This is a genomic window from Pseudoalteromonas sp. SG41-2 (assembly GCF_014164535.1).
GTDB classification, from domain to species: domain Bacteria; phylum Pseudomonadota; class Gammaproteobacteria; order Enterobacterales; family Alteromonadaceae; genus Pseudoalteromonas; species Pseudoalteromonas rhizosphaerae.
Genome location: NZ_JACJFK010000123.1, coordinates 1 through 455 on the forward strand (window position 1 = coordinate 1; position 455 = coordinate 455).

At 47.5% G+C, this 455-nt stretch carries 1 pseudogene; it reads right to left on the bottom strand.

Annotated elements, in window-relative coordinates:
- Positions 1-455 (bottom strand): annotated as a pseudogene (locus H5186_RS22740) (DDE-type integrase/transposase/recombinase); the annotation flags it as partial.

Genomic DNA, 455 nt, shown 5'->3' on the forward strand with positions numbered 1-455 from the left:
TAAGTGGGGTTTAGATCAGGCTCGTAGCGACAGGGTTTACTAACAGCACTTTTTAAGTTGTCGGGAATAACAAGTTCAGGCACACCGCCTAAAAACGCAAAACAACGGGCATGACTCATCACCCAATCTTCAAGTTGTTGACTATACGTTGCCTCAGCATAGGTATAATTTGATGCGCCGAGCACGGCAACAAACACTTGAGCAGGTCGTGTTTCCTGTGTTGTAGGGCACGTGATGGTCAGCGTGGGGCCACAATAATCCACAAACAGCTTTTCACCGCCTTTATGATGCTGACGCATCGACAACCGTTGTTTCCCCACCCATTCCCGATAGGCGCGGCAGAAGTGGCTATAGCTGTAATAAGGCTCAGCGACTTTCTCACGCATTTCATCGAATACTAACTGCAACGTCAAATGTTTGTGCTGCTTTAAATCCTTATTGATGGTGAGCCAGTC